16 protein-coding genes are annotated in these 14,876 nt (G+C 67.3%); 6 read left to right on the top strand and 10 right to left on the bottom strand.

Going from position 1 to position 14,876, the window contains the following annotated elements:
* Positions 1-26 precede the first annotated feature (26 nt).
* Complete coding sequence (gene hrcA / locus C3E99_RS04790) at positions 27-1,070, top strand: heat-inducible transcriptional repressor HrcA (RefSeq protein WP_076074773.1); 1,044 nt, start codon at positions 27-29, stop codon at positions 1,068-1,070.
* 4 nt (positions 1,071-1,074) lie between these two features.
* Positions 1,075-1,626 carry a nucleotide exchange factor GrpE gene (gene grpE, locus C3E99_RS04785; RefSeq protein ID WP_076074771.1) on the top strand — a complete coding sequence of 184 codons (552 nt, stop codon included), beginning with the start codon at positions 1,075-1,077 and terminating at the stop codon, positions 1,624-1,626.
* A 163-nt stretch (positions 1,627-1,789) separates the two neighbouring features.
* Here the strand turns inward: grpE and def are convergent, their stop codons facing one another.
* Together def and recR are read right to left on the bottom strand one after the other, a co-directional pair.
* Positions 1,790-2,323 (bottom strand): peptide deformylase, encoded by a 534-nt coding sequence (gene def / locus C3E99_RS04780; protein ID WP_076074768.1) that lies wholly within the window; start codon positions 2,321-2,323, stop codon positions 1,790-1,792.
* Between the two features lie 31 nt (positions 2,324-2,354).
* Positions 2,355-2,951, bottom strand: a complete 597-nt coding sequence (gene recR / locus C3E99_RS04775) for a recombination mediator RecR (protein ID WP_076074766.1) — start codon at positions 2,949-2,951, stop codon at positions 2,355-2,357.
* A gap of 155 nt (positions 2,952-3,106) precedes the next feature.
* Between recR and fmt the strand changes: the two genes are divergently transcribed.
* Together fmt and truA are read left to right on the top strand one after the other, a co-directional pair.
* Positions 3,107-4,027 (top strand): methionyl-tRNA formyltransferase, encoded by a 921-nt coding sequence (fmt, locus tag C3E99_RS04770; protein ID WP_076074763.1) that lies wholly within the window; start codon positions 3,107-3,109, stop codon positions 4,025-4,027.
* 256 nt (positions 4,028-4,283) lie between these two features.
* Positions 4,284-5,024 carry a tRNA pseudouridine(38-40) synthase TruA gene (gene truA / locus C3E99_RS04765; protein WP_076074759.1) on the top strand — a complete coding sequence of 247 codons (741 nt, stop codon included), beginning with the start codon at positions 4,284-4,286 and terminating at the stop codon, positions 5,022-5,024.
* 84 nt (positions 5,025-5,108) lie between these two features.
* On the opposite strand, the gene C3E99_RS04760 is transcribed toward truA, so the two are convergent.
* The gene (locus C3E99_RS04760; RefSeq protein ID WP_067106297.1) at positions 5,109-5,639 is read right to left on the bottom strand and encodes a CarD family transcriptional regulator; all 531 of its coding nucleotides are present in this window, start codon (positions 5,637-5,639) and stop codon (positions 5,109-5,111) included.
* Positions 5,640-5,955: 316 nt separating this feature from the next.
* Here C3E99_RS04760 and C3E99_RS04755 point away from each other — a divergent pair, with 316 nt between their 5' ends.
* Positions 5,956-6,768: an SDR family NAD(P)-dependent oxidoreductase gene (locus C3E99_RS04755; RefSeq protein ID WP_076074756.1), complete on the top strand. Its 813-nt coding sequence runs from the start codon at positions 5,956-5,958 to the stop codon at positions 6,766-6,768.
* A gap of 162 nt (positions 6,769-6,930) precedes the next feature.
* Here C3E99_RS04755 and C3E99_RS04750 read toward each other — a convergent pair whose 3' ends face one another.
* The 5 genes from C3E99_RS04750 to hisG all read right to left on the bottom strand — a co-directional run bounded on the left by C3E99_RS04750 (position 6,931) and on the right by hisG (position 12,685).
* Positions 6,931-9,033, bottom strand: coding sequence for a sodium-translocating pyrophosphatase (locus C3E99_RS04750; RefSeq protein WP_067106292.1), 2,103 nt, complete (start codon positions 9,031-9,033; stop codon positions 6,931-6,933).
* Between the two features lie 179 nt (positions 9,034-9,212).
* Complete coding sequence (thiL, locus tag C3E99_RS04745) at positions 9,213-10,145, bottom strand: thiamine-phosphate kinase (RefSeq protein ID WP_076074753.1); 933 nt, start codon at positions 10,143-10,145, stop codon at positions 9,213-9,215.
* Positions 10,146-10,256: 111 nt separating this feature from the next.
* Entirely contained in the window at positions 10,257-10,709 is a 453-nt protein-coding gene (gene nusB, locus C3E99_RS04740) for a transcription antitermination factor NusB (protein ID WP_076074750.1), read from the bottom strand.
* Positions 10,706-12,010, bottom strand: coding sequence for a histidinol dehydrogenase (gene hisD / locus C3E99_RS04735; protein WP_067182546.1), 1,305 nt, complete (start codon positions 12,008-12,010; stop codon positions 10,706-10,708). The genes nusB and hisD overlap by 4 nt, the downstream gene beginning before the upstream one ends.
* Positions 12,011-12,685 (bottom strand): ATP phosphoribosyltransferase, encoded by a 675-nt coding sequence (gene hisG, locus C3E99_RS04730; RefSeq protein ID WP_104960315.1) that lies wholly within the window; start codon positions 12,683-12,685, stop codon positions 12,011-12,013.
* 38 nt (positions 12,686-12,723) lie between these two features.
* On the opposite strand from hisG, the gene C3E99_RS04725 reads away from it, so the two are divergent.
* Positions 12,724-13,803 (top strand): DUF2332 domain-containing protein, encoded by a 1,080-nt coding sequence (locus C3E99_RS04725; RefSeq protein WP_076074748.1) that lies wholly within the window; start codon positions 12,724-12,726, stop codon positions 13,801-13,803.
* A 21-nt stretch (positions 13,804-13,824) separates the two neighbouring features.
* Here the strand turns inward: C3E99_RS04725 and C3E99_RS04720 are convergent, their stop codons facing one another.
* Positions 13,825-14,286, bottom strand: coding sequence for a hypothetical protein (locus tag C3E99_RS04720; RefSeq protein WP_076074745.1), 462 nt, complete (start codon positions 14,284-14,286; stop codon positions 13,825-13,827).
* Positions 14,287-14,370: 84 nt separating this feature from the next.
* Entirely contained in the window at positions 14,371-14,811 is a 441-nt protein-coding gene (locus tag C3E99_RS04715; RefSeq protein ID WP_067106309.1) for a DUF1465 family protein, read from the bottom strand.
* Between the last annotated feature and the right edge of the window lie 65 nt (positions 14,812-14,876).

Below are 14,876 nucleotides of genomic sequence, written 5' to 3'. Positions count from 1 at the left end.
CCCGCCCCATCCCTAAATCTGCTTCCATGACCACGCCGCCGATCATCGAACTGACCACGCGCGCGCGCGACGTGTTCCGGCTGGTGGTCGATGCCTATCTGGAGACCGGCCAGCCGGTCGGATCGCGCACGCTGTCGAAACTCGCGACGCTCAACCTGTCGCCCGCCTCGATCCGCAACGTGATGCAGGACCTCGAGGAACTCGGCCTGCTCGCCAGCCCGCACACCAGCGCCGGGCGCCTGCCCACCGAGCAGGGGCTGCGCCTGTTCGTCGACGGGATGATGCAGGTCGCCGAACCGTCAGCCGAGGATCGCGCGCAGATCGAGGCGAGCCTGGCCGAGGGCGGGCCGATCGAAAGCGCGCTCGCGCACGCGACCGCCGCGCTGTCGGGCCTGTCGGCCTGTGCTGGGCTGGTGCTGGTTCCGAAGCACGAGCGGGTGCTGAAGCAGGTCGCCTTCGTCCCCATGTCCGACGAGCAGGCGCTCGTCGTCCTCGTCGCGGCCGACGGGACGGTGGAGAATCGCGTCATCGCGATCCCGCCGGGCCTCCAGCCCTCGACGCTGGTCGAGGCGGGCAATTATGTGTCGGCGATGCTTGCCGGCCTGACGCTGGCCGAGGCGCAGGCCCGCGTGCGGCGCGAACTGGAGGCCGAACGCATCGCGATCGACCGCGCCGCCGCCGACCTGGTGTCGCGCGGGCTGGCCATCTGGTCGGTCGACGGCACCGACCGGCCGGTGCTGATCGTGCGCGGTCAGGCGAATCTGCTCGACGAAAGCGCGGTCGGCGACCTCGACCGCGTGCGCCTGCTGCTCGACGAACTGGAGACGAAGCAGGACATCGCGCATCTGCTCGACAGCGCGCGCGAGGGCAGCGCGACGCGTATTTTCATCGGGTCGGAGAACAAGCTCTTTTCGCTGTCGGGTTCGTCGGTTATCGCCGCGCCCTATCATGGCAGCGACGGACGCGTCGTCGGCGTCGTTGGAGTAATCGGTCCGACACGCTTGAACTATGCGCGCATCGTACCCATGGTGGACTTTACCGCACAATCGCTCTCCAGACTGATACGATAGGGTTATGACGAACATCGAAAACGATACGCCAGTCGAAGACGGCCAGACCGAAGACTCCGCCGCCATCGAAACCCCGGCCGCAGAGCCGCAGGACGAGACGGCAAAGCTCGCCGAACAGCTTGCCGCGGTGCAGCAGGACCTGCTCTATGCGCGCGCCGAAACGCAGAATGTGCGCCGCCGCGCCGAAAAGGAGGTCGCCGACGCGCACGCCTATGCCGCGACCAAGTTCGCGCGCGACATATTGTCGGTCGCCGACAATCTGGGTCGCGCGCTGGCCGCGGTCAGCCCGCAACAGCGCGAGGACGAGACGTTCAAGGCGTTCGTCGCCGGTCTGGAAGCGACCGAGCGTGAGTTGATGGGCGTCTTCGAACGCCACGGCATCACTCGCATCGCCGCGATCGGCCTGCCGCTCGATCCGAACCAGCATCAAGCGATGCTCGAAGTGCCGAGCGACAAGGAGCCGGGCACGATCGTGCAGGAAATGCAGGCGGGCTACATGATGAAGGATCGCCTGCTGCGCCCCGCGATGGTCGGCGTGGCGAAGAAGGCGGATTGACGAAAACGCTCTCCCTTTGGGGAAGAGGGATGCGCAGCCTTGGCAACTCGTTGCCTGGGCGAAGCTGGGTGAGGGTTCAGGCGCTGGCGCAATAGCTCTCCCCCGCTGCGACTAGCGAACAAGTTCGCAAGTCTGCTGCCCTCTCCCCAAGGGGAGAGAGGAATTATGCCGCCTTGCGCATCTTCGCGAGCTTCTTCAGCACCATCTCGCGCTTCAGCCGCGACAGATGGTCGATGAAGAGAATGCCCTCCAGATGGTCGTGCTCGTGCTGGATGCACGTCGCCATCAGGCCGGTCATGCGTTCCTTGTGCGGCTGGCCGTCGGCGTCCTGCCATTCGACCGTCACCTCGGCGGGGCGCGTCACCTCGGCATATTGCTCGGGGACCGACAGGCAGCCTTCCTGATTGACGCTGTGCTCCTCCGAAAAGTCGGAGAAGACCGGGTTGATGAAGACGCGGGGGTCGCGAATCACCCGCTTCCCCTCTTCATCCTCGGGATCGGGTTCCTGAAGATCGATCACCAGGATGCGCTTCGGCACGCCGACCTGGATCGCGGCCAGCCCGATGCCGGGGGCGTCGTACATCGTCTCGAACATGTCGGCGACCAGCGTCTTCAGTTCGGCGTCGAACGTCTCGACGGGCTTCGAAATGACGCGCAGCCGCGGATCGGGGGTCTCTATGATGGGTAGCAGGGCCATGGGCGGGAGGTATGAACTCGCGGGCCCGCCGTCAACCCACCGGCCGCCGCGCGCGAAGAGCCTGCGCGAGCGTCCCTTCGTCGAGATAATCGAGCTCGCCGCCGACCGGCAGGCCGTGCGCGAGCTGGGTCAGGCGCACCGGAAATGATTCGAGACGTTCGGCGAGATAATGCGCGGTCGTCTGCCCCTCCAGCGTCGCGTTCATCGCCAACACCACCTCGTCGATGCCGCCCGCCGCGACGCGGGCGACGAGTGCGTCGATGCTCAGATCCTGCGGCCGCACGCCTTCGAGCGCCGACAGACGGCCGCCGAGGACATGATATTTGCCGGGGAAGAGCCGCGCCTTGTCGAGCGCCCATAGGTCCGACACCTCCTCGACCACGCACAGGCTGCGTGCGTCGCGGCGCGGGTCGGCGCAGATCGCGCAGGGATCGTGCGTATCGACATTGCCGCAGACGGTGCAGGTGACGAGCCGTTCGGACACGGTCTGGAGCGCGGCGAGCAGCGGCGCGAAGGCGCTTTCGCGTTTCTTCATCAGGTGCAGCACCGCGCGCCGCGCCGACCGCGGCCCGAGGCCGGGAAGCCGGGCGAGTTGCTGGACGAGGGCTTCAATCTCTTGCGATGCCATGACGGATGGTCTTAAGCGGCGCGCTGGAAATAACAATCACCTCCCCACCCGTTCGGGCTGAGCTTGTCGAAGCCCCGTCCTTATTCGGACGACGGCAAAGGGAAGAACGGCCCTTCGACAAGCTCAGGGCGAACGAAAAGGATGGGCCCGCAACCATGCGCATCGCCTTCATGGGAACGCCGCCCTTCGCGGTGCCGACGCTCGCCGCTCTGCACGCGGCGGGGCACGAGGTTGTGGCGGTCTATACCCAGCCGCCGCGCCCCGCGCGGCGCGGGAAGAAAGTGCAGCGCAGCGCCGTGCACGACTGGGCCGAGGCGCACGGCCTGCCCGTGCGCACGCCGAAAAGCCTGAAGGGCGCCGAGGAGCAGGCGGCGTTTGCGGCGCTCGACCTCGATGTCGCGGTGGTCGCCGCCTATGGCCTGATCCTGCCGCAGGCGGTGCTCGATGCGCCGCGCGCCGGGTGCCTCAACGTCCATGGCTCGATCCTGCCGCGCTGGCGCGGCGCGGCGCCGGTGCAGCGCGCGATCCTGGCGGGCGATGCCGAGACCGGGGTGACGATCATGCAGATGGACGCCGGGCTCGACACCGGTGCGATGCGGCTGATCGGACGCACGCCGGTCGATGGGAAGACGGCGGGCGAACTGACCGACGAGCTGGCGGCGATGGGCGCCCGGCTGATGGTGAAGGTACTAAGCGACCTCGATGCTTTTGCGCCCGAACCGCAACCCGACGCGGGCGCGACCTACGCCGCGAAGATCGACAAGAGCGAAGCGCGGCTCGATTTCCTGACCAGCGCGGTGCAGGTCGAACGGCAGATTCGCGCGTTCAACCCCGTCCCCGGCGCCTTTTTCGAACTCGACGACGAACGGTACAAGCTGCTCGCCGCCGAGGTCGTGCATCCGGCCGACACGGTCGCGGGCGCGACGCCGGGCATCACGCTCGATGATGCGCTGACGATCGCCTGCAACCCCGGCGCGATCCGCGCGACGCGAGTGCAGCGCGCGGGCAAGCCGGCGATGGACGCCGCCGAATTGCTGCGCGGGCGCCCGATCGCGAAGGGGGTGCGGCTGGCATGAAAGCGACCTCACTCCCTCACCACCCCGGACCTGATCCGGGATCCCGCTGCCGGGCGGCGCATAGCGGGACCCCGGATCAAGTCGGCATATATATCCCTCAGGCAAGTGGTGAGCTGTTCCCCGGCGAAAGCCGGGGTTCATGCGAGGCAGCGCCGTGCCATCTGGACCCCGGCTTTCGCCGGGGAACAGTGACTTGTCGAAAAGGGATAAGTGCCGATCAAGTCCGGGGTAACGGCAAGAAGGTTAGGCGCGTCCGATGACCCGCTTCGCTCTCACCATCGAATATGACGGCCGCCCCTTCATGGGCTGGCAGCGGCAATCGCACGGCCCCAGCGTCCAGCAGGCGCTGGAGGAGGCGGCCGCGCGCATCACGGGCGAGGCGGCGACGGTCCATGGCGCGGGGCGCACCGACGCCGGGGTCCACGCGATCGCGATGCGCGCGCATGTCGACATCGCCAAGCCGTTTACTCCCTTTCGCCTGATGGAGGCGCTGAACGCGCAGCTTCGCCCCGCCCCCGTCGCGGTGCTGGCGTGCGAAGCGGTCGCCGACGATTGGCACGCGCGCTTTTCGTGCCTGGGGCGCGCCTATGAATATCGCATCGTCAACCGCCGCGCGCCGCTGACCTGGGACAAGGGGCTGGCGTGGCAGTTCGCCAAACCGCTCGACGCGCAGGCCATGCACGGCGCGGCGCGGGCGCTGGTCGGACGGCATGATTTCACCACCTTCCGGTCGGTGCACTGCCAGGCCGAAAGCGCGGTGAAGACGCTCGACCGACTGAGCGTCAGCCGGCACGGCGACGAGGTGATCGTCGAGGCGGCGGCGCGCAGCTTCCTGCATCACCAGGTGCGCTCGATGGTCGGATGCCTCGTTCTCGTTGGGCAGGGAAAATGGTCGGCGCGCGACCTGAAAGCCGCGCTCGACGCGGCGGACCGCAGCGCGCTCGGGCTCAACGCGCCGCCGGATGGGCTTTATTTCGTGGAAGCGAAATATCCGTAACAAAGGTCGCCTCCGCGAAGGCGACGCATGAAAAAAGGGCGGCCCCGCGGGACCGCCCTTTTCGCTTGTCGGAATGCGGCGGGTTTAGCCCACCTTCTCCACATAATATTTCGGCGCATGCTCGTTGAGAATCTGGAGGATCTTCGCCTGCGCGGTCTTTTCGTCGCTTTCCTCCATCGCGGCGAGTTCGCGCGCGAGTCGGCTCGACGCCGCTTCGAAGATCTGGCGCTCCGAATAGCTCTGCTCGGGCTGATCGTCGGCGCGGAACAGGTCGCGCGTCACCTCGGCGATCGACACGAGGTCGCCCGAGTTGATCTTCGCTTCATATTCCTGCGCGCGGCGCGACCACATGGTGCGCTTCACCTTCGGCTTGGTGGTGAGCACCTGCAGCGCTTCCTTCAGCGTCTTGTCCGACGACAGCTTGCGCATGCCGACGCCTTCCGCCTTGTTGGTCGGGACGCGCAGGGTCATCTTTTCCTTTTCGAAGCGCAGGACATAGAGTTCGAGCTGCATGCCCGCGATTTCGGACTTCTGCAGTTCGATGACGCGCCCCACGCCATGTTTCGGATAAACGACATAGTCACCGACTTCAAAGACGAGCGTGTTTGCGGACATGCAAGTTCCTTTCTGTGGCCTTGCCGAGACGGGAAAAGCGCCAAAAGCCGGGTGCCTCCGCCCTCGCAGCGAGGGGGAACGAAGCAGTTCGGGCGGCGCTCGCCAGTCTATGACGACAAGGGATAGGCTCCATCGGAAACGACGAAAGCGCCCCCGGCCCAGCGGCGGGAAGAGGCAAACTGTCGGCGTGATGATAGATAGTATAACAGAGTCGCAACAAAATTGCCAGCCCCGCACGGAAATCCGCGGTTGGGCGCCTTGACGACCGGATCGACGCGTTTCAGGTTGAGACTGAATCACAGATAGGGATGCCGGCATGAAAGAGCAAATATGGTGGGTTACGGGCGCCTCGTCGGGGATCGGTGCGGCGCTGGCGCGCGGCCTGTTCACGCGCGGCGCAAGGCTGATCCTGTCGGGACGCAATGTCGCGGCGCTCGAGGAAGTGGCGAAGGATTGCGGCGCGGGCACGATGGTCCTGCCGTTCGAGGCGACCGATTTCGACGCGCTGCCGCGACTCGTCGAAGAGGCGTGGGGCTGGTGCGGCCGTATCGACGGGCTGGTGAACAACGCCGGCATCTCGCAGCGCAGCCTGGCGATCGACACCGATTTTTCGGTCTATGAAAAGATCATCGCGGTCGACCTGCTGGCACCGATCGCCCTTACCCAGCAACTCCTGCCGCGCATGATGGGTGCGGGCGGCGGCCAGATCGTCGCGATTTCGAGCGTCGCGGGGATCGCGGGCGTGCCGCTGCGCAGCGCCTATTGCGCCGCGAAGCACGGGCTGATCGGCTATCACGATAGCGTGCGCGCCGAAAACGAGCATCTGGGGCTCAAAGTACTGGTGGTCGCGCCGGGATCGGTCGCGACCAACGTCAGCCGCAACGCGCTCAACGCCGACGGCAGCGTGCGCGGGGAAAGCGACGCCGCGATCGACAACGGCCTGTCGCCCGAAACCGCGGCCGCGCAGATTCTGGACGCCGTCGCGCAGGGCAAACGCGAGATCGTCGTCGCGGAGGGCCCGGAGGCACAGATCGCCGCGCTGCGCCGCAGCGATCCCGACGCGCTGTTCGATCGGATGAGCGCGATGGTCCAGGCCGGCTATGCGAAACAGATGAAGGCCGAGCGCTAAGTCGACCCCTATCGTCATTACGAGCGGAGCGAAGCAATCCAGAGCGGTTTACGCAAGCTCTGGATTGCCGCGTCGCCTTCGGCTCCTCGCAATGACGAAACAAAGAAAAAGCCCCGCCGGATCACTCCGGCGGGGCTTTCTTTCACCCGGGACGGGAAGCGATTACATCGCGTGTCCCGCCAACGCCGCGAGCAGCAGCAGCGCGACGATGTTGGTGATCTTTATCATCGGGTTGACGGCCGGACCCGCGGTATCCTTGTAGGGATCGCCGACGGTGTCGCCGGTCACCGCGGCCTTGTGGGCTTCGCTGCCCTTGCCGCCGTGGTTGCCGTCCTCGATATATTTCTTGGCATTGTCCCACGCGCCGCCGCCCGAGGTCATCGACAGGGCGACGAACAGCCCGCCGACGATCACGCCGAGCAGCAGGGCGCCGAGCGCGGCAAAGCCGTTAGCCTGCCCCGCAACCGCCGAGATGACGTAATAGACGACGATCGGCGCCAGCACCGGCAGCAGCGAAGGAATGATCATCTCCTTGATCGCTGCCTTGGTGACGAGGTCGACCGTGCGCGCATAGTCGGGCTTCGAGGTGCCCGCCATGATACCGGGATCGCCTGCGAACTGTTCGCGCACGTCCTTGACCACGTCGCCCGCCGCGCGGCCGACGGCGGTCATCCCCATCGCGCCGAACAGATAGGGCAGCAGCGCGCCCAGCAGCAGCCCCACGATGACGTACGGATTTTCGAGGCTGAAATTGACCGTTAGATCGGGGAAGAATTCCCGAAGGTCGGTCGTATAGGCCGCGAAGAGAACCAGTGCAGCAAGCCCCGCCGAACCGATCGCATAGCCCTTCGTCACCGCCTTGGTCGTGTTGCCGACGGCGTCGAGCAGGTCGGTCTTTTCACGGACCGAATCGTCGAGGCCCGCCATTTCGGCGATCCCGCCGGCGTTGTCGGTCACCGGACCATAGGCGTCGAGCGCGACGACCATGCCGGCGAGCGCGAGCATCGCGGTCGCGCCATAGGCGATGCCGATCAGGCCCGCGAGCTGATAGGCGATGATGATCCCCGCGACGATGACGAGCGTCGGCAGCGCGGTGGCTTCGAGGCTGATCGCGAGGCCCTGGATCACGTTGGTGCCGTGGCCCGTTTCCGAAGCCTTGGCGATCGAGCGCACCGGACGGAAATTGGTGCCGGTGTAATATTCGGTGATCCAGATGATCAGGCCGGTGATGACGAGACCGAGCAGCGAGCAATAGAAGAGCGCGCGGCCGGTGAATTCGGTGCCCGCAATCGTCGCGTTCATGTCGCCGAGGACATAGCCGGTCGAAATCCAGATCGCCGGAACCGCCAGGATCGCCGAGACGAGGAAGCCCTTGTACATCGCGCCCATGACGTTGTTCGACCCGCCGAGGCGGACGAAATAGGTGCCGATGATCGAGGTGATGATGCACACGCCGCCGATCAGCAGCGGCAGCGCCATCAGGCCCGGCAGCAGGTCGCCCGCGCCCTTGAGCAGCAGCGCGGTCAGCACCATGGTGGCGCCGACGGTGACGACATAGGTTTCGAAGAGGTCGGCGGCCATGCCCGCGCAGTCGCCGACATTGTCGCCAACATTGTCGGCGATCACCGCGGGGTTGCGCGGATCGTCCTCCGGAATGCCGGCCTCGACCTTGCCGACGAGGTCGGCGCCGACGTCGGCGGCCTTGGTGAAGATGCCGCCGCCGAGACGCGCGAAGATCGAGATCAGCGAGGCGCCGAAGGCGAGCGCGACGAGGCCGTCGACGACCGTGCGGTCGTCGCCGCCGACCGTCCGGCCCATCTGGACCGTCAGCACCCAGTAGAAGACCGCGATCGCGAGCAGCGCGAGCCCGGCCACCAGCAGGCCGGTGATCGCACCGGCGCGGAACGCCAGCGTCAGACCCGCCTGCAGCCCCTTCTGCGCCGCCGCGGCGGTGCGGACGTTCGAGCGGACCGAGATGTTCATGCCGATGAACCCGGCAACGCCGGACAGGATCGCACCGATGGCGAAGCCCGAAGCCGAAATGGGACCGAGCGCCCAGAGGACGATCGCCGCGACGACGACGCCGACGATGGCGATGGTGCTGTACTGGCGCTTCAGATAGGCCTGCGCCCCTTCCTGGATGGCGCCTGCGATTTGCTGCATCTTTTCATTACCGGCCGAGGCGCCGAGCACCTGGCGGGAGGTAATGAATCCATAGAGCACGGCCAAAAGGCCGCACGCTATCGCGATCAAAACCGGATTCATGCGTGTCTGTTCCTTCCCCATTGAAGGAGGCGGACACAGGCTGGCAGTCGAGACGTCCGACTTGTCGATGCCGGTTCGCTCTTTCCCCTGATGCGACCGCCCCAATTGGTGGCGGGGTTATGGGAAGAAAGGCGGCCAAGGGCAAGCCTGGTTTTTCGGCGCCTCCGCCTCGTCCCGGATCAGTGCATGAAACCGAGCCGGTCGGGCAGTGCGACGCGCTGCGCTCCGTCGATCACCACGATCCCTTCGCCGACCCCGGCGTGGCCGATCGGGGTCACGGCGATATTGAGCGCCTCCGCCGTTGCACGGATGACGGCGCCGGCATCGGGATCGGCGGCGAACAATAGCTGATAATCGTCCCCCGCCGTGGTCGCCGCCAGCCGCGTGTCGAGCACGTCGGGGCGCACGGCGAGCAGCGCCGCCGACAGCGGCACCGCATCGAGCCGCAGCGTGATCCGGCAACCGCTCGCCGTCGCCATCCGCTGCGCGTCGATCAGCAACCCGTCGGACACGTCCATCATGGCGCGGACATGCGGCGCGAGCGCCTGCCCCAGTGTGAGCTGCGGCTGCGGGCGGCTATAGGCGGCGAGACACGTCTCGTTGGCGTCGATCTCCCCAAGTCGCATCGCGAGGCCGGCCCCGGCGTTGCCGATCGTCCCGCTGACCCAGAGCCGGTCGCCGGGCTTCATGCCGTTGCGCGACGGCGCACCCTCGGCCGGCGCCCGGCCGATGGCCGTCAGACCGAAGCTGCGCGGTGCCCCCGCCGGAACGCCGACGGTATCGCCTCCAAGCAGGGGCAGGCCGTAGCGGCGCAGCACGATGTCGAGTCCGTCGGCAAAGGCGGCGTCCCAGGCCGCATCGCCCGCCAGACTATAGCCGAGCAGCACCCCGACCGGCGTCGCGCCCTTCGCAGCCAGGTCGGAAAGGTTCACCGCGACGAGCTTCCATGCGACGTCCTGTGGGCGCTCGTCGGGGAGGAAATGCACGCCCTCGACGATCATGTCGTGGGTGAGGACGAGATCGCCCAGCACGGCGGCGTCGTCAGCGAGCCCGCGCGCAGCGGGATCGGTCGCGATGCCGCGCAGGCGGGCGATGAAATCGGCTTCGGTCACAACACAAACCCCGTTCGCCCTGAGCTTGTCGAAGGGCCGCCCTTTCCCTTGACGTCGCTAAAAGAAGGACGGGGCTTCGACAAGCTCAGCCCGAACGGCTGAAAGAACGGTTCACCCCTTCGCCCGCACATCCTTGCCGATCGCATCGAGCAGACCGTTGGCGAACCCTGCCTCGCGCCCGTCGAAGAAAGCCTTTGCGACATCGACATATTCGCTGACCACCGCGCCGACCGGCACATCGCCGCGCGCGATCAGTTCGTAGGCGCCGGCGCGCAAGATCGCTTTCATCGTGCGGTCGAGGCGGTCGAGCGTCCAGCCGCTCGCCAGCCGCGCGGCGATCGCGGCGTCGACCTCGGCCTGGCGCGCGAGCGCGCCCTTCACGATGTCGTCGAAGAAGGGGACGTCGGCCTCCACATATTCGGCATCCTCGATGATGGCGCCGATGCGATGCTGGTGGAATTCATGGAGCAGCTGTGCCGTAGGCGTGCCCTCCATCTCATGCTGATACAGCGCCTGCACGGCGGCGAGCCGTGCGGCGGAGCGGGACTGGGCGCGTTTGTTCATGGCTTTGCCTGTTCGAGTCTGTTCTGGACGCTGAGCGCATGGGCGGGAAGCCCCTCGGCCTCGGCGAGCGCGACCGCGGCCGGACCGATCGCCGCCAGCGCGCCCTCGTCGAGTGCGAGGAAGCTGGTGCGCTTCATGAAGTCGGCGACCGACAGCCCGCTCGAAAAGCGCGCACGGCGGCCGGTGGGGAGGACATGATTGGGGCCGGCGACATAATCGCCGATCGCTTCGGGCGTCTGGCGGCCGAGGAAGACCGAGCCGGCGTGGCGCACCTTGGCGAAGAGCGCGTCGGCTTCGGCCGCATCGACCGCGAGTTCGAGATGCTCGGGCGCGAGCCGGTCGCACAAGGGGATCGCGTCGGCCAGCGTCGGCACGATAACGATCGCGCCATTGGCATCCCAGCTCGCGGCCATCGTCCCCGCGGTGGCGAGCGTCGGGATGACTGTGGCGACCGCCGCCGCTACCGCATCGGCGAAAGCATTATCATCGGTGAAGAGGATCGACTGGCTCGTCGGGTCGTGCTCGGCCTGGCTGAGCAGGTCGGCGGCGATGACATGCGGGTCGTTCCGGGCGTCGGCGACGACGACGATCTCGCTCGGACCCGCGACCATGTCGATGCCGACGACACCGTAAAGCTGGCGCTTCGCCTCGGCGACCCAGGCGTTGCCGGGGCCGGTGACGACATCGACGGGCGCGATCCGATCGGTGCCATAGGCAAGCGCGGCGACCGCCTGCGCGCCGCCGACGCGCCATATCTCGTCGACGCCGCCGATATGCGCCGCCGCCATGACGACGGGATTGATCGTGCCGTCGGGTGTCGGCGTGACCATCACGATGCGCTCGACCCCTGCGACCTTGGCGGGAAGGATGTTCATCAGCACCGACGAGGGATAGGCGGCGCGTCCGCCGGGAACATAGACCCCCGCCGCATCGACCGCGCGCCAGCGCGCGCCGAGCCGCGCGCCCGCCGCGTCGCGATAGTCGCGGTCCGCCGGACGCTGCGCTGCGTGATAGGCGCGGATGCGCTCCGCTGCGAGGTCGAGCGCCGCGCGCAGGCCGGGCGCGAGCGCGTCATAGGCGGCGGCGCATTGCTGCTTCGAGATGCTCCAGCCGCTCGCGTCGAGGTCGAAGCGGTCGAAGCGGCGCGTATAGTCGGCCAGCGCCGCGTCGCCTTCCGCCTTCACCCGCGCGATGATCGCGGCCACGTCGGCCGAGACGCCCGAATCGCTTTCGCGCCGGTCGTCGACCAGCGCGTCGAAGGCGGCACGAAAACCAGGAGCGGAGGCGTCGAGCCGTCGCACTCAATTTCCTCCGGCGGGACTCGACACGGCCTCGCGGAACCGTTCGACCAGCGCCGGCACCTCGGCCGAGCGCAGCTTGAACGCCGCGCGGTTGACGATCAGCCGCGCCGACACCTCGCTGATCACCGTCTGTTCGGCGAGTGCGTTCTCGACCAGCGTGCGCCCCGTCGAGACGAGGTCGACGATATGCGACGCGAGTCCCAGCTTCGGCGCGATTTCCATCGCGCCGTTGAGCTTGATGCATTCGGCCTGGATGCCCTGCCCCTCGAACCAGCGGCGCGTCGTCGCGGGATATTTGGTCGCGACGCGGATATGGCTGGCGCCCCCGAAGTCGGCGGCGCCCGGCGGCGTACTGCCCGCCGGCCCGGCGAGCGACAGGCGGCAGTGGCCGATGCCGAGATCGACGGGCGCGTAAAGTTCCGAATAATCGAACTCGTCGATCACGTCGGACCCGACGATGCCGAGTTGTGCCGCGCCGTGCGCGACGAAGGTCGCGACGTCGAACGCGCGCACGCGGATCAGCGAGACATGCGGCTGGTTCGTCCCGAACACCAGCGCGCGGCTCTTCTTGTCGAAGAAATCCGCCGCGGGCTCGATGCCGACGCGCGCGAGCAGCGGCAGCGCCTCGTCGAGGATGCGTCCCTTGGGGATGGCAAAGATGATCGGTTCGGGCATAAGCACCGCGCCCATAAGCGGCGACGGGAGAAAGGGCAATGAGCGAGCGCTACGAGTTCATCGACATCGGCGCGACCGGCGCCGATGCGGTGCGCACCGCCTTCAGGAACCAGGTCGCCTATTGCCGCGCCGCCGACGCCCCCGTGACGGCGCGGATCGTCGCGGCGCTCGCGACGCTGATCGACGCGCCCGCGACCGGATTCGCCCGGCGCATGGCGGAATGGCAGGGCGCGCCGCTTGCCGACGCGCTGCCGCTGCGCGCCGCGGGCGGGCTGCATGCGCTGCACTTGTCGGGCGCCGCGCCCGAGCTTGCACCCATCTATGCCGATGCCGACGACATCAACGACGCCGCGATCGTCGCCGGAGTCGTCCAGCGGCAAGAGGCGGCGCTGCTGCCGTGGCTCGACGGTCCGCCGCAAACCAACGAGGCGGGGCGGTCGTCGAACTTCATCGCAGCGATGCTGTGGCTCGCCGAGCAAGGCCTGCCGCCGCGCTTCGACTGCCTCGAAATCGGGTCGAGCGCGGGGATCAACCTGATGATCGACCGTTATCATTACGATCTGGGCGGCGTGCATGTCGGACCTCGACCCGGCGCCATGGCCTTCACCCCCGAATGGCAGGGAAACCATCCGCCGCAGCTGCCGATCGAGATCGCGGCCCTGAAGGGATGCGACGTCGCACCGGTCGACCTGACCGATCCCGCGCAGGCGCTGCAGCTCAAGGCCTATATCTGGCCCGAGCATGCGGTGCGCTTCGCACGCATGGAAGCGGCGATCGCTGCCGCGCGCGAAAGGACACCGGATCTCGTCCGCGCCACCGCCGCCGATTTCGTCGAGGCCGAACTGAAGAAGCCGCAGGCCGCGGGCACGACGCGCGTGCTAATGCACTCGATCGTCTGGCAATATGTGCCCGAGAACCAGCAGATGCGCGTGACGACCGCGATGGAGGAAGCCGGCGCCGAAGCGACGCCCGACCGCCCGCTCGCCTGGATCGCGCTCGAAGCCAACCGCACCGTGCATCATCACGAACTGGTCGTGCGCCATTGGCCCGGCGGCGAAGCGGGCCGCCTGCTCGCGCGCTCGCACCCGCATGGCGCGTGGATCGAGTGGACCGGATAATCGGAAACGCGCGAACGGTTTTCAGGCGCTCGCCGCCGCGATCGGATTCGCCCCGGCCAGCAAGCTTCGGCATTCGGTGAAGACGCCGCCCAGCACGCTGCGAATCTCGTCCCATACCTGCCGCTCGTCGGCGGCATCGGCGGGAACGCTTTCGGCTATCACGTCGATCGTCGCATCGACCAGCCCGCGATACCAGTCGAACGATACCTGGAGCGTGAACTGATGATGCGGAACCGAATTTTCGAGCAATATTTCGATCTCGGTTGGGCGTTCGAGGCAATACATCAGGCAATAGAGGCAGTTGTCGACCATCTCGTGCTCCAGCGCCGAGGTCCGCCCCATTCCGTGCCGCTCGAAACTGGCCGCGGCGTCGGGGTGCCGCGCATAATAGCGCGCCATCACCACCGGCGTGATGTCGCCGATCGCGTCGGCCGCTCGCGTCAGGCTGCGATCGAGCAATTCCAGTTTTTGCGCACGGTCCATCTCCAACCTCTCCTTTTTTCAAAGGAGTATTTCAAATGCGGGTTTTAAGGCAAGCGTTATGCGCACCGGGATGATGCGCACGCGTCAGAGGCGCGCGGCGATCTCCGCCAGCATGTCGTGCACAGGCGTCGGCGCGGCGGGCGCATCCCAGCCCGCCTCGAGCGCGGCAACGCGTTCGAACAGCCGCTCGCTCGCCATGACGACGCGGGCGACCGGGGCATCGAAGCGGGCGCAGACAGACCAATCGGCCAGGACGGGATCGCCGATACGCGCGGCGCTGTCGTCGGGTCCGGCCCCCGGATCGCCGGCGATCATCGCGCGGCGGTGGAGCAGCCAGGCGATGATATGCATCAGCCGCGCCGTCGTCTTGAGCGATTCGCAGGCGAGCCCGACTTGAAGCAGGCCATCGCCGCCCGGATCGCGCATCGCTGCAAAGGCCGCATGCGCCTCGTCGGCGAGCAGCATCGCTTCGACATAGAGATTTTCGACCTGCGCGCGATGAACCGGCCGGCCGATTCCGCGCATGCCCGACTGCCGCTCGTCCATCGCGCGGCCATGCCACGGTCGCGGCGCGCACCGCAACGCCGCTA

Source organism: Sphingopyxis sp. MG, from assembly GCF_002953155.1.
Lineage (GTDB): Bacteria > Pseudomonadota > Alphaproteobacteria > Sphingomonadales > Sphingomonadaceae > Sphingopyxis > Sphingopyxis granuli.
This window is presented reverse-complemented; position numbering and strand designations above follow the sequence as displayed.

Coding starts and splice junctions, on each gene's coding strand:
- C3E99_RS04750 (WP_067106292.1), bottom strand. CDS start 9,033: ATGAATCCGGTTTTGATCGCGATAGCGTGCGGCCTTTTGGCCGTGCTC.
- C3E99_RS04720 (WP_076074745.1), bottom strand. CDS start 14,286: ATGGACCGTGCGCAAAAACTGGAATTGCTCGATCGCAGCCTGACGCGA.
- C3E99_RS04760 (WP_067106297.1), bottom strand. CDS start 5,639: ATGTCCGCAAACACGCTCGTCTTTGAAGTCGGTGACTATGTCGTTTAT.
- hisG (WP_104960315.1), bottom strand. CDS start 12,685: ATGCCCGAACCGATCATCTTTGCCATCCCCAAGGGACGCATCCTCGAC.
- fmt (WP_076074763.1), top strand. CDS start 3,107: ATGCGCATCGCCTTCATGGGAACGCCGCCCTTCGCGGTGCCGACGCTC.
- recR (WP_076074766.1), bottom strand. CDS start 2,951: ATGGCATCGCAAGAGATTGAAGCCCTCGTCCAGCAACTCGCCCGGCTT.
- grpE (WP_076074771.1), top strand. CDS start 1,075: ATGACGAACATCGAAAACGATACGCCAGTCGAAGACGGCCAGACCGAA.
- hrcA (WP_076074773.1), top strand. CDS start 27: ATGACCACGCCGCCGATCATCGAACTGACCACGCGCGCGCGCGACGTG.
- C3E99_RS04755 (WP_076074756.1), top strand. CDS start 5,956: ATGAAAGAGCAAATATGGTGGGTTACGGGCGCCTCGTCGGGGATCGGT.
- nusB (WP_076074750.1), bottom strand. CDS start 10,709: ATGAACAAACGCGCCCAGTCCCGCTCCGCCGCACGGCTCGCCGCCGTG.
- C3E99_RS04725 (WP_076074748.1), top strand. CDS start 12,724: ATGAGCGAGCGCTACGAGTTCATCGACATCGGCGCGACCGGCGCCGAT.
- def (WP_076074768.1), bottom strand. CDS start 2,323: ATGGCCCTGCTACCCATCATAGAGACCCCCGATCCGCGGCTGCGCGTC.
- truA (WP_076074759.1), top strand. CDS start 4,284: ATGACCCGCTTCGCTCTCACCATCGAATATGACGGCCGCCCCTTCATG.
- C3E99_RS04715 (WP_067106309.1), bottom strand. CDS start 14,811: ATGCGCGGAATCGGCCGGCCGGTTCATCGCGCGCAGGTCGAAAATCTC.